Annotated in this window: 11 protein-coding genes; 6 read left to right on the top strand and 5 right to left on the bottom strand. The window is 70.9% G+C overall.

Annotated features, from left to right (window positions below; translation table 11 throughout):
* Positions 1–9: 9 nt before the first annotated feature.
* On the bottom strand, positions 10–663 hold the full coding sequence (locus tag Q8A52_RS14805) for a protein-L-isoaspartate O-methyltransferase family protein (protein ID WP_316752025.1): 654 nt from the start codon (positions 661–663) through the stop codon (positions 10–12).
* 350 nt (positions 664–1,013) lie between these two features.
* Here Q8A52_RS14805 and Q8A52_RS14800 point away from each other — a divergent pair, with 350 nt between their 5' ends.
* The 6 genes from Q8A52_RS14800 (at position 1,014) to Q8A52_RS14775 (ending at position 8,012) form a co-directional block, all read left to right on the top strand.
* The gene (locus Q8A52_RS14800) at positions 1,014–3,698 is read left to right on the top strand and encodes a SpoIIE family protein phosphatase (protein ID WP_316752533.1); all 2,685 of its coding nucleotides are present in this window, start codon (positions 1,014–1,016) and stop codon (positions 3,696–3,698) included.
* Positions 3,699–3,796: 98 nt separating this feature from the next.
* Complete coding sequence (locus Q8A52_RS14795; protein WP_316752022.1) at positions 3,797–4,453, top strand: response regulator transcription factor; 657 nt, start codon at positions 3,797–3,799, stop codon at positions 4,451–4,453.
* Positions 4,450–5,613 carry a sensor histidine kinase gene (locus tag Q8A52_RS14790; protein WP_316752020.1) on the top strand — a complete coding sequence of 388 codons (1,164 nt, stop codon included), beginning with the start codon at positions 4,450–4,452 and terminating at the stop codon, positions 5,611–5,613. Before Q8A52_RS14795 ends, Q8A52_RS14790 begins: the two co-directional genes overlap by 4 nt.
* Positions 5,614–5,694: 81 nt before the next feature.
* A complete protein-coding gene (locus Q8A52_RS14785; RefSeq protein ID WP_316752018.1) occupies positions 5,695–6,432 on the top strand; it encodes a DUF3152 domain-containing protein in 738 nt (245 codons plus the stop codon).
* Positions 6,433–6,487: 55 nt separating this feature from the next.
* A complete protein-coding gene (locus Q8A52_RS14780) occupies positions 6,488–7,099 on the top strand; it encodes a VanZ family protein (RefSeq protein WP_316752016.1) in 612 nt (203 codons plus the stop codon).
* A gap of 40 nt (positions 7,100–7,139) precedes the next feature.
* A complete protein-coding gene (locus tag Q8A52_RS14775; RefSeq protein ID WP_316752014.1) occupies positions 7,140–8,012 on the top strand; it encodes a helix-turn-helix domain-containing protein in 873 nt (290 codons plus the stop codon).
* A gap of 38 nt (positions 8,013–8,050) precedes the next feature.
* On the opposite strand, the gene Q8A52_RS14770 is transcribed toward Q8A52_RS14775, so the two are convergent.
* The 4 genes from Q8A52_RS14770 to Q8A52_RS14755 are packed head-to-tail and all read right to left on the bottom strand — an operon-like array spanning position 8,051 to position 12,436.
* Positions 8,051–9,241, bottom strand: coding sequence for a thiolase family protein (locus Q8A52_RS14770; RefSeq protein WP_316752011.1), 1,191 nt, complete (start codon positions 9,239–9,241; stop codon positions 8,051–8,053).
* A complete protein-coding gene (locus tag Q8A52_RS14765) occupies positions 9,238–9,888 on the bottom strand; it encodes a CoA transferase subunit B (RefSeq protein ID WP_316752009.1) in 651 nt (216 codons plus the stop codon). The genes Q8A52_RS14770 and Q8A52_RS14765 overlap by 4 nt, the downstream gene beginning before the upstream one ends.
* On the bottom strand, positions 9,885–10,643 hold the full coding sequence (locus Q8A52_RS14760; RefSeq protein ID WP_316752007.1) for a CoA transferase subunit A: 759 nt from the start codon (positions 10,641–10,643) through the stop codon (positions 9,885–9,887). The genes Q8A52_RS14765 and Q8A52_RS14760 overlap by 4 nt, the downstream gene beginning before the upstream one ends.
* Before the next feature lie 11 nt (positions 10,644–10,654).
* Positions 10,655–12,436, bottom strand: a complete 1,782-nt coding sequence (locus Q8A52_RS14755; protein ID WP_316752005.1) for an FAD-dependent oxidoreductase — start codon at positions 12,434–12,436, stop codon at positions 10,655–10,657.
* Positions 12,437–12,456: the final 20 nt, after the last annotated feature.

The raw sequence follows: 12,456 nt of genomic DNA, 5'->3' as shown, positions 1-12,456 counted from the left end.
TGCCGTTCCTCAGGGGAACTCCGCGTCACCCGGCGGAAAGGCGTACTGCCCCTGCAGTCGCACGAAGCAGGCCCCGGTCACGATCCGCAGCTGCTGCAGTCCCGATGCGGTGCGCTCGAAGCACACCACCTGCTCGTGCCCGCCGGGACCGATCGGCTGCACGAGACGGCCGCGCGGCCGTATCTGCGCGACCAGGGGCGTGGGCACGTCCGGGAACGCGGCGGACACGACGACCGCGTCGTAGGGGGCGCGGTCGGGCACGCCGCCGCTGCCGTCGCCGACCCGCAGCTCCACGTTCCGTACGCCCTGGCGTGCGAGATTCTCCCGCGCTTGGTGGGCAATGCCCGGCCGTGTCTCGATGCTGACCACGTCGGCGGCCAGCCGGGCGAGCAGCGCGGTCTGGAAGCCGAGGCCGGTACCGACCTCGAGGACGTGCTCGCTCCCGTCCAGACCGAGGCTCTCGATCATCATGGCGGACAGCGACGGCTGCGTGGTGACCTGTCCCTGCCCGATCGCAATGGGCACGTCCCGATAGGCATCGGCCACGTGACCGGTCGGGACGAATCCCGCCCGGGGTGTTGCTCGCACGACCTCGAGCAGCCGCTCGTCCCCGATCCCGGCGGCTCTGAGGGCTCGTACGAGATCCTCCGGCTCCTTGGGCATGGACTTCACGGGAGGGTCACCACACACCAGGCTAGTCGGCCCTCGATTACGGCACGTTCCGTCTCGACCTGCGGGCCGACGACCGTAGGGCGGCCCGGGCAGCGGTTGCGCTCGCCGAACGCCCTGACCGCCCCGTGACCCGGCGAGAAGCCTTGCTTGCCCGCGGCGACGGAATTCGGCTGAGCAGGTCAGGGCTCACGCGACGGTGTTATGAAAGTTATATGGGACCTTTCGGGCGCTTTCAGAGCCCGCCGCGTCATCCCCTCACCCGGCGGTTGCGTGACCGATATTCCCTGCTGAACCCACGCAGCGCGGCCGGGCAGGTGTTCCTCCTCCAGATCGTCATCGTGATGCTGCTCGTTGTCGCGGCGGTGGCGGCTCTGGTGATTCAGGCGGACCGGGACGCCGTGGGGCAGGGACGTCGCGAGTCGCTCGTCGCGGCGCAGGCGTTCGCGAACGCCCCCGGCGTGGACGAAGCTCTGCGCGGCCCGCATCCGAGTGCGGCACTGCAGCCGCGCGCCGAGGCGGCACGCAGGAAGGCGGGCGTCGACTTCATCGTCGCCATGAACACCGACGGCATTCGTTACACGTATCCCTACCCCAAGGAGATCGGGAAGAAGTTCGTCGGCAACATCAAACCGGCGCTGGAGGGCCGCACCGTCATCGAGCAGGCCGGGGGTCCGCCCCTGCCCGCAGGGAAGGGAATAGCCGTGCAGGCCGTGGTTCCGGTGACCGACTCGCACGGAAAGGTCATCGGGCTGATCTCCGCCGGAATCACGATCGACAACGTGACGCAGCGCTGGATGCCACAGCTGCCGATCATCCTCGGCTCCGGCGCCGCCGCCCTGGCACTTGCGATGACCGGGACAACGCTCATCTCCAGGCGCCTGCGGCGCCAGACTCGCGGTCTGGCTCCCGCGGAACTGGCGCGGATGTACGAGCACCACGACGCGGTCCTCCACTCGGTGCGGGAAGGAGTACTGATCGTCGACGCCGGCGGACGACTGATGCTGGCCAATGACGAGGCGAAGCGGCTGCTGGGCCTGCGGCCCGACGCGCTGGGGCGCCCGGTACGGGAGCTGGGGCTGCCGGAGCAGCTCACGCGTCTGCTCACGTCGCCGGAGCTGGTGACCGATGAGGTCCATCTCGCGGACGACCGGTTGCTCGCGGTGAGCAAGCGATCCACGCACCAGGACACGGACCGGGACAGCAACGTGGTGACCCTGCGGGACACCACGGAGCTGGTTGCGGTCTCCGGGCGGGCCGAGGTGGCGCGGGAGCAGCTGACGCTGCTGTACGAGGCGGGCATGCGGATCGGGACGACGCTGGATGTACGGCGTACGGCCCGAGAGCTCGGCGACGTCGCGGTGCCGCGGTTCGCCGATCTCGTCACCGTGGATCTGCTGGATGCGGTGCTGCGCGGCTTGGAGCCGACGGCGGAGGGATGGCGGCATCTGCACCGTGCGGCGCTCAGCGGCGAACAGTCGAGGATGCCGGTGTATCCGCTCGATGAAGTGATCACCTTCTCGCCGGACACGCCACAGATGCGGACACTGCAGGAAGGACGGGGCGTACTGGAGGCGGACCTCAGGCACTCCCGCGGATGGCAGCAACAGGATCCGGAGCGCGCCAGGAAGGCCCTGGAGCGCGGGCTGCGTTCCCTGGTGACCGTGCCGCTGCAGGCCAGGGGCGTGCCGCTGGGCGTGGTGAACTTCTACCGGACCGCGGATTCCCCGCCGTACGAGCAGGATGATCTGTCCGTCGCGGAGGAACTGGGCGCGCGGGCCGCGGTGGCGATCGACAACGCCCGCAGGTTCGCCCGGGAGCACGCGACGGCGGTGACACTGCAGCGCAGCCTCCTGCCGCGGGGACAGCCGGAACAGGATGCGCTGGAGGTGGCCTGGCGGTACGTACCGGCGGAGGCGGGGGTGGGCGGGGACTGGTTCGACGTCATCCCGCTGCCGGGCGCCCGGGTCGCGCTGGTGATGGGCGATGTCGTGGGGCACGGGCTGCACGCGGCGGCGACGATGGGCCGGCTGCGCACCGCGGTGCACAACTTCTCCACGCTGGACCTGCCGGTCGACGAGGTGCTCGGGTACCTGGACGACCTGGTCGTGCGCATGGACGAGGAGGAAGACTCGGAGGACTCGGAGGACTCGGACGGTGTCGTCGAAGGCCACGAGGGTGAGGGGGTGACGGGAGCGACGATCCTGTACGCGGTCTACGACCCGGTTTCCGGGGCGTGCACGATGGCCCGCGCGGGGCACCCCGAACCGGTGGTGGTAGGTCCGGACGGAACCGTCACGTGTCCCGGCGTGCCGGCCTCGGCACCGCTGGGTCTGGGCGGCTACCCCTTCGAAACCGCCGAGCTGCACCTCCAGGAGGGTTCCCAACTGGTGCTCTACACCGACGGTTTGGTCGAAGACCGTACCCGCGACATCGACGTGGGTCTGGAGCGGCTGCGCCACGTGCTGGGCGGGGCCGGGGGCCACACCCCGGAGGAGACCTGCCGCATGGTGATGGACGCGCTGAAGCCGACACACCCCGGCGACGACATCGCGCTGCTGACGGCGCGAACCCGGCTGTTCCCGCCCTCGCGCGTGGCCGAGTGGGACGTGCCGTCGAACCCTGCGGTGGTGCCGTCCATCCGGGCCGAATGCAGGGAGAAGCTGCGGGAGTGGGGGCTGGAGGAAGTCGCCTTCACCACCGAGCTGATCCTCAGCGAGCTGACCACGAACGCCATCCGGTACGGATCGCCACCGGTCAAGCTGCGGCTGCTGAACGGGCGCTGTCTGACCTCCGAGGTGTCGGACGGCAGCAGTACCTCGCCCCGGCTGCGGCGGGCGGCGACCACGGACGAGGGCGGCCGGGGGCTGTTCCTGGTGGCGCAGTTCGCGCAGCGGTGGGGTACGCGCTACAACCGTGGCGGCAAGGTCATCTGGGCGGAACAAGTCCTGCACGACGGTGTCTCCGCCACCGCGGCCTACACACCGGTCGACGTTCTGCTGGAGCAGTTCGGCGATCCCACCCTGTGACCGCGGCCGGCAGCCCCCGCCCGTGAGTGAACGCATCCCCCGCTCCCGCCGTCTCCCCCAGCGGAGCACGACGGCAACGGACGAGGGGTGGGTACGACATGCGCGTTCTGGTCGTGGAGGACGAGGAGATGCTCGCCGACGCGATCGCGCAGGGACTGCGCCAAGAGGCGTTCGCGGTGGACGTCGCGCACGACGGGGAGGCCGCCCTGGAGCGCCTGACCGTCAACGCGTACGACGTGCTGGTCCTCGACCGTGACCTGCCCCGGCTGCACGGCGACGAGGTGTGCCGGCGCACGGTCGCCTCCGGCACCGACGTACGGATCCTCATGCTGACCGTGTCGACGACCGTCGCCGAGAAGGTCGCCGGGCTCAGCATCGGCGCCGACGACTACCTGGCCAAGCCCTTCGCCTTCGCCGAACTGGTCGCCCGCATCCGCGCGTTGGGCCGCCGGGCCCGGCCTGCACCGCCGCCGGTGCTCGAGTGCTCGGGCATCCGCCTCGATCCCCATCTGCGCGAGACGTACCGGGACGGCCGCCGGGTGGACCTGTCACGCAAGGAGTTCGCCGTGCTGGAGGAGTTGCTGCGCGCGGGCGGGGCTCCGGTCTCGGCGGAGACACTGCTGGAGCGGGTCTGGGACGAGAACATCGACCCGTTCACCACCATCGTCAGGGTCACCGTGCGAGGGCTGCGCCGCAAACTGGGTGAACCACAGGTCGTGGAGACCCTGACCGGTGTGGGATACCGCGTCCGATGAGCGCAGTCGCCCCGCAGCCGGCCCCCGCCACACAGCGCAGGTCCTCTTGGCGCGGGAGTCTGCGGCTTCGCCTCACCGCGGTGTTCGGCCTGCTGTTCTTCGTCGCCGCGGCGGCGGTTCTCGTGGGGGCCGTCATCCTGGTGCGCAACAGCATGCAGTACAGCCTGGAGGTCGTCTTCTCCCCCGACCACGCGCCCGACAGCGACGCGGCCACCAAGGCCATCATCATGGACTCGATGCGCAGGAACCTGCTGTACAAGGGCGGTCTGACCGTCCTGACGGTGGGAGTGCTCGCCACGACGGCAGGCTGGCTCGTGTCCGGACACCTGCTGCGCCCCCTGCACCGGATCACCTCCACCGCCGAGCGCATCGCGGGGCGCACCCTGCACCGGCGTATCGCTCTCGACCTCCCTGCGGGCGAGGTGAAGCGGCTGGCCGATGCCTTCGATCAGATGCTCGACCGACTCGACAGCGCTTTCGCGGGCCAGGAACGCTTCATCGCCAACGCGGCTCATGAGCTGAAGACCCCGCTCGTCATCAACCGGACCCTGGTCGAGGTGGCCATGAACCGGGCCGACGCCCCGCCTGAAATACAGCAGTTGGGCGATCAGCTGCTCGTCGTCAACGCCCGTCACGAGCGACTCATCGATGCCCTGCTGACGCTCGCCCGCGCCGAGGACGCGCTGACCGACCGTCATCCCCTGGATCTGGCGGACATCTGCGCGGCCGTCATCGAGACGGCCGGACCGGAGGCGGTCCGGCAAGAGGTACGGGTGACACCGTGGCTCTCTCCGGCGCCCACCGTCGGCGACCCGATCCTGCTGGAGCAACTGGTCCGCAATCTGGTGGAGAACGCTGTGCGTCACAACCGGCGCGGGGGCCATCTCGAGGTCGTCACGCGCCACGGCCCGCAGGGAGCGCAGGTGGAGGTGACCAACACGGGGCCGGTGATCTCCGTGCACGAGATCCCCCTGCTCTTCGAGCCCTTCCGCCGCCTCGTCGACCGGGTCGGATCGGCGCGCGGCAGCGGTCTCGGCCTGTCCATCGTGCGGGCGGTCGCGCAGGCACACGACGGCGACGTGACGGCCGTACCGCGCCCCGGCGGCGGGCTGACGGTGTGTGTGTCGCTGCCGACCAGGCAGGCCGCCGCACGAGGGTGAGACACCGGAAGAACCCGGGTGAGCAAGGCGTGAGCGCATTCGCTCACGCCTGGTTCACATCGAGGTCGGTGCAATGGGCGCATGAGCCACCGCAGAACAACCAAGGAACATCCGTGGCGCACCACCGTCCTGGCCATGGCCGTGCTGGGGGCGCTCATCGCCTGCCTGTACGTCGCGGCCGGCCGTGACACAGGCCGGGGGCAGACAGAGGCAGCCGGGTCGGGCGGCCCGGACGGCACCGCACCGACCGCCACGGTGCCGGGCAACGGCAGGGGCACGTTCACCCCGGCCACCGGCGGCTCGGCCGTGTCCGGTAAAGGAGAGCCGCTGCGTTACGCGGTGGACGTCGAGGACGGAACCGGCCAGGATCCGCGGGCCTTCGCCAGGGAGGTCGACCGCATCCTGGCCGACCCGCGCGGCTGGACCGCGAGCGGCACCGCGTTCCAGCGCGTCGACAGGCCGCCCTACGCCTTCAAGGTGCACCTCGCCTCTCCCTCCACGACGGACCGGCTCTGCGCCCGCTTCGGCCTGGACACCGGCGGCGAGGTCAACTGCCAGGGCGGGACCGATGTCGTGGTCAACCTCAAGCGCTGGCTGCTGCTCAGTCCCTACTACCGGGACCGGCCCGCCGCCTATCACGCGCTGATCATCAACCATGAAGTCGGCCATCGGCTCGGCCGCGGCCACGAGCGCTGCCCCGGCCCGGGCAGCCCGGCCCCCGTGATGATGCAGCAGATCAAGGGACTGCACGGCTGCAAGCCCAACGTCTGGCCCTTCGACCGAGCGGGCCGAGGCATCCAAGGCCCCGCCGCTCCCTGAACCGCGGCGCCCAGCCCTGCCCCCTGCCACAGCTGCCCGTCCCGAAGGACTCTCCGTGATCGAAGCCGTTCTGCATGCCACCCCGCTCTTCTGGCCGGGGACGCTGTTCTCCGCCCTCGCCGCAGTGCTGTGCCGCCATCCGCTCGGCCGCAGGCTCGGCGCCACGCCGTTCGCCGCCTTCCTCCTGGTGTTCTCGCTCGGCGGCATCGTCACCCTGACCCTGCTTCCGAACCTCGACGGCCACTACATCGACAACGTTCGCTACGCGGAACCGGCCTGGCAGACGAGCTGGCACATTCCCCGGCTCGCCGAGCTGGCCGCCATCAACCAGCAGAGCCTGAACGTGGCGCTGTTCGTCCCGCTGGGCGTGGCCATCGCCCGGCTCCGCCCGCGGGTACGGGCCGTGCTGACCGCCGCGGCCGCCGCCGTACTGCCGTTCGGCATCGAGGCGACCCAGTACGCCCTGCCATGGCTGCTGCGTGCCGCCGACTCCCAGGACATCGCGAGCAATCTGCTCGGTCTCGCCCTCGGCCTGACCGCCCTGGCGCTGCCGTGCCGCGGAGCGAATCGGCAGTCACCCGGAGTGGTCGACGCCGAACCGCCCCACCGCAGCGAAATTCATGAGGAGCGGCCGGAGCCTTCCCTTCGGGGACCCCGTCGACTATAGTTCAAGTTTCAACCAATGGCTGCTGGGTGGAGGTGGCGCCATGGCAGAGCTCAGACTGGCCGACACCGTCGGCATCCTGCGGCAGCCCGGCGTGCAGCCGCGGCACAGCAGTGCCGGGCTCGGCTGGGAGCGGCTGTATCTGTCCGCCCAGCAGGAGCAGCCTTACCGTGCCGAATTCGATCCGGCCCCCACGCACCTGCTCATCCTGCACCTGAACGGGCCCGTCACGGTCCGACGCGGGAAGCGCCCGGAGGTCCAGTCACGGACGATCTCCGCCGGTGGGCTCTTCCTGCAGCCGGCCGGGCGGACACTGGCCGTCGAGCTCACGGGCAACCTGGACACGATCCACGCCTACCTCGCCGACGACGCGCTGCACGAGGCCAACGAAGGCCGGCCCGTGGAGCTGTCCGAGGAGCTCGGGACCACGGACCCGCTCGTCGAGCAGCTGATACTGGCCCTGGACGGTGCGGTACGACGCTGGGAACCGTCGGCCCGTACCTACATCGATCACCTGACCGGAATGCTGGCCGCACAGCTGGTGCAACGGCACGCCGCCGCCGGCTCCACCTCAGCGCAGCCCAGTCGCTCCGGGCTGTCCACCCGGCAGCTCGACGCCGTACGAGAGCTCATGGAGCAGCGGCTGGCCGAACCGCTGCCGATCGCGGAGCTCGCCGCCGTGGCCTCGCTCAGCCCCAGCCAGTTCACCCGGCAGTTCCGTGCGAGCACCGGGCAGTCGCCGCACCAGTTCCTGCTCAAGCTGCGCCTCGATCACGCCTGCCGACTGCTGCGCACCGGAGCCGACGCGATCGGGCAGGTCGCCGTCGAGAGCGGGTTCTCCCACCAGGAGCACCTGACGCGCGTGATGCGCGCCAAGCTGGGCACCACCCCGGCGGCTCTGCGCCGCGCCGGCTGAGCCCTCTGCACCTCCGGGACCCGGCGAACTGGGCCGCCTCAGCGCTCCAGGACCAGGGCCAGCCCCTGGCCCACGCCGATGCACAGGGCCGCCAGTCCCCTCCCTCCGCCCGCCGCGGCCAGCTGGTGCGCGACCGCTCCGGTGATACGGGCACCCGAGGCGCCCAGCGGATGCCCGATCGCGATGGCGCCGCCGCGTGGGTTGACGCGGGACGGGTCCAGCTCCGGCAGCGCTGCGAGGCAGGCCAGTGCCTGGGCCGCATAGGCCTCGTTGAGCTCGGTCGTGTGCAGGTCGGCGGGCGCGACCGCCGCCTTGTCGAGCACCTTGCGGATGGCGTCGACCGGGCCGAGGCCGAAGTACTGCGGTTCGATGCCCGTCACCGCCGCCGCCCGCACCCGTGCCAGGGGCTCGCGCCCGATCGCCGCGAGCCCTTCCTCGTTCGCGAGCAGCAGCGCGGCCGCCCCGTCGTTCAGCGGCGAGGCATTGCCGGCCGTGATGGTGCCGTCCGTGACGAAGGCCGGCTTGAGCCTGGCCAGGGCCTCCGGGGAGGTGTCGTCGCGGATGCCCTCGTCGCGCGGCAGGTCCACGCCCTCGACGGGGACGGCCTCTCCGGCGTAGGCGCCGTCGCGCCAGGCGGAGGCGGCGTTGCGGTGGCTGGCGAGCGCGAAGGCGTCCTGGGCCTCGCGGGTGATGCCGTACTTGGCGCCGACCAGCTCCGCGCTCTCGCCCAGCGGAATCGTCCACTCCTCGGGCATCCGCGGGTTCACCATGCGCCAGCCGAGCGTCGTCGAGTACAGCTGCTGGTCCTTCGCCGGGAAGGCCCGCTCCGGCTTCGGCAGCACCCAGGGCGCCCGGCTCATGGACTCGACGCCGCCCGCCACCGCGATGGACGCGTCGCCGAGGGCGATGGCCCGCGCGGCCTGAATGACGGCTTCCATACCGCTGCCGCAGAGGCGGTTGACGGTGGCGCCGGGCACGCTGACGGGGAGCCCGGCGAGCAGCACGGCCATCCTCGCCACGTCGCGGTTCTCCTCGCCCGCACCGTTGGCGTTGCCGAGCAGCACATCGTCGATGCGTGCCGGGTCCAGGTCGGGGCTGCGGTCCAGGAGGCTGCGCAGCACACCGGCGGCGAGGTCGTCGGGGCGGGTGCCGGCGAGGGCACCGCCGTAACGGCCGAAGGGGGTGCGGACGGCGTCGACGACGTAGACGTCACGTGGTCGCTCGATCATGGCGTACTCCCGGCAGGCTGACGGCGGACGGCCAAAGGGGTGCAGGCGGCGACCTGATCCTCGGTCACTCCCGGTGCGGTCTCGACGAGTTCGAGCCCGTCCGGTATGACGTCGAGGACGCAGAGATCGGTGATGATCCGGTGCACGCACTCGCGGCCCGTGAGGGGCAGGGTGCACTCGTCCACGATCTTGGGGCTGCCGTCCTTCGCGGTGTGCTCCATCAGCACGACGACCCGGCGGGCTCCGTGGACGAGGTCCATGGCGCCGCCCATCCCTTTGATCATCTTTCCGGGGACGGCCCAGTTGGCCAGATCGCCGCGGACCGAGACCTGAAGCGCGCCCAGGACGGCGATGTCTATGTGGCCGCCGCGGATCATGCCGAAGGAGAGCGAGGAGTCGAAGAAGGACGCTCCGGGGAGTACGGTCACGGTCTCCTTGCCCGCGTTGATGAGGTCGGCGTCGACCTCGTCGGGCCACGGGTACGGCCCCACGCCCAGCAGCCCGTTCTCCGAGTGCACGACCACGTCGACGCCGGGTGGCAGGAAGCCGGCCACGCGGGTGGGCAGACCGATGCCGAGGTTGACGTAGTCTCCGTCTCGCAGCTCGCTCGCGGCGCGGGCCGCCATCTCGTCCTTGCTCCAGCTCATCGCTCGCGCACCGTTCTCTTCTCGATTCCCTTGTCAGCCGCCTGCCGGGGCGTCAGCGCCACGACGCGCTGGACGAACACCCCGGGCACATGGATCTCATCGGGGTCGAGCGCTCCCGGCTCGACCAGTTCCTCGACCTCGGCCACGGTGATGCGCCCGGCCATCGCGGCCAGCGGATTGAAGTTGCGGGCCGCACGGTGGAACACCAGGTTGCCGTGCCGGTCCGCGCGGGCGGCCCTGACCAGCGCGTAGTCCGTGGTGATGGCATGCTCCAGGATGTGGTCCACGCCGTCGAAGGTCCGCACCTCCTTGGGCGGCGAGGCCACGGCGACCGATCCGTCGGCCGCGTAGCGCCACGGCAGACCGCCCTCGGCGACCTGTGTACCGACGCCGGCCGGGGTGTAGAAGGCCGGGATGCCGCAGCCGCCCGCCCTCAGCCGCTCGGCGAGTGTGCCCTGCGGTGTCAGTTCGACCTCCAGTTCGCCCGCGAGGTACTGGCGGGCGAACTCCTTGTTGTCACCGATGTACGAGCCCGTGACCCGGGCGATGCGGCCTGCGGCCAGCAGGATGCCGAGCCCGCGGCCGTCGACGCCGCAGTTGTTCGACACCACGCCGAGGCCGCTCGCGCCTGACTCGTACAGGGCGTCGATGAGGACCTCGGGCACGCCGCTCAGTCCGAAGCCGCCGACGGCGAACGACCGGCCGTCTGTCACATCCGCCAGGGCCTCCAGGGCCGTGGCCACCACTTTGTCCATCCCGGTCTCTCCTAGCGCGCGAGCACCCGGCGGAGCGCGCCGAGCAGTTCGTCCTGTGCCGCCGCCGCGGTGTCGGGGGCGGTGGCACGCCGCCACGCGACATGGCCGTCCGGGCGCACCAGCAGCACCCCGTCCTCGGCGACCTCGGAGACCCGGCTCCATTCTCCGTACGCGTCACGGGAGTTCGCGTCGCCCACACACACCACCCGCAGCGGTACACCGAGCGTTGCCCGGCATGCGCTCGCGGCCGCGTCCCACACGCCGCCCGACAGGCCGGTCAGGACCGTGAACACGCCGGTTCCCACGACGTCCAGCGTGGACACCCGCTCGCCCTGCGCGTCGACGAGCCAGGCGTGCGGGAGCTTGGCGCCGGGTCGGGTCGTCGGCCGGTGCATCAACTCCCGGTCCTGCTCCCAGACTTCGTCGGCAGCGTCATCGGGCAGAACGGCGGCGGAGACATAACGCTGGTTCATCTCGACCCCGTGCGCGTTGAACTCGTAGTTCTTCAGCTGGATCGACTCTTCGAGCAGACGCCTCTTCTTGGCGCCCTCGGGCGTCCGGGCCCGGATCGCCGCGAGCCCCTCGGCGATTGCCTCCTCGCCACTGCCGGCTCCGACGCCCAGGACGTCGAAGATCGGGCCGAACTGGTCACGGCTGAGGTTGGCCCGCTCGACGATCTGCCGCCCGACGGGGGCGCGTTCGGCGCTGTAGGTCTCCAGCAGCTCGGGTCCGGCCTCGCCGCGGATCACCATGGCGAGCTTCCAGGCGAGGTTGTAGGAGTCCTGTATGGAGGTGTTGGAGCCGAGCCCGTTGGACGGCGGATGACGGTGCACGGCGTCTCCCGCACAGAACACCCTGCCGGACGAATACGCCGTGGCATAGCTGTGGTTGACCGTCCACAGCGAGGTCGAGGTGATCTCCACGGGCAGGTCGGGGTCACCGATCAGGTCGCGCACGATCTGCCGCGCCGTCTCCTCGTCCACCTCCGGGGGTGGCTGTTCGATGTCGTAACCCCACACCAGCAGCCACTCGTTCCACGGACGGACCATGCGCACCAGGCCCATGCCGATGCCGCCGGTCTCCGCGCCGGGCTGCAGTACCCAGTACAGGACGCTCGGCCGGTGGGCGCAGTACCGGGCCAGGTCGGCCTTGAAGACGATGTTCATGCTCCCGGCCTTGGCCATGCGCCCGTCGAAGGGCAGGCCGAGCTGCTCGGCGACCGCGCTGCGTCCGCCGTCCGCGCCGATCAGGTAGCGGGCCCGCACGGTGAACTCGTCGCCACGGACGCGGTCGCGCAGCAGGGCCGTGACGCCGTCCTCGTCCTGGGTGAAACTCAGGAACTCGGTGTCGAGGCGGACCTTGGCGCCGCGGGCCGCCGCGTTGCTCACCAGGATCGGCTCCAGGTAGGTCTGCGGCAGGTCGATCATCTGGGAAGGGCTCTTCGAGGCGTACTCGCTGGCCGACTCGGGGCCCGTCCCCCAGCTGCGGATACGGCCGATCTCCTGCCCGCTGAGCGCGGTGCACAAAACCGTGTCCCCCATGAGGTGGGAGGGACTGCCGACGGCCAGGGCCTCGGACTCCACGCCGAGGTCGCGCAGGACCTCCATCGTGCGCTGATTGGTGATGTGCGCCCGCGGGGTGTTGGCGAGCCAGCCGTACTTCGTCACCAGCAGGGTGCGAATGCCATAGGTGGCCAGCAGCAGGGCGGCCGAGCCGCCGGCGGGGCCGCTGCCGACGACCAGGACGTCGGTGTCGTACGTGTCGTACGTGTCGTGCGTGTCGGTGGGTGTCATGAGCGGGCGCTCCTCGGTCA

The sequence above is a fragment of the Streptomyces herbicida genome (genome assembly GCF_032656585.1).
In the GTDB taxonomy this organism is placed as follows: Bacteria; Actinomycetota; Actinomycetes; order Streptomycetales; family Streptomycetaceae; genus Streptomyces; species Streptomyces herbicida.
This window is presented reverse-complemented; position numbering and strand designations above follow the sequence as displayed.